This window comes from Nesterenkonia sp. K-15-9-6 (assembly GCF_052656005.1).
On sequence record NZ_JBQYEY010000072.1, the window covers coordinates 1 to 429 of the forward strand.

1 pseudogene is annotated in these 429 nt (G+C 62.0%); it reads left to right on the plus strand.

The features are described from left to right. Positions 1 to 396: pseudogene (locus SD455_RS16655) on the plus strand (IS256 family transposase); the annotation flags it as partial. Between the last annotated feature and the right edge of the window lie 33 nt (positions 397 to 429).

The window sequence follows — 429 nt, forward strand, 5'->3', positions numbered from 1 at the left end:
CTGCGCCGAGTCCAGGGACTCTACCGGCAGCTGATCCGCGATGACTCCCTGTTCACCTTCCTCAACGAGGACTACATCGAAGACCAGCAGCGAACCGTGGAGCGGGCCACCTCCCGGTTAGAGGGCGGTCCCAACAGTGGGATCAAGCACCTGCTGCGCCATCATCGGGGCATGCCCGATCACCACGCCCGTAAGGCGGTGGACTGGCTGCTCAACAGTCTCACCGAGCACCCACATGATCCTTGGATACTCGCTCAGCGGCATCACCAGGAATCGGAGAAGCAAGCCCAGTCAAAGCCGGTGGAGGAAGACCCGATCGGCCCTGAGCTCTACGGCACCTCAGCTATAGCTGAGGAAGGCCTCTGGACCCGCAAAGGCTGGGCCGGAAGGGGATGACACGCCCGGGCCATACACACATTCTGGCCAATA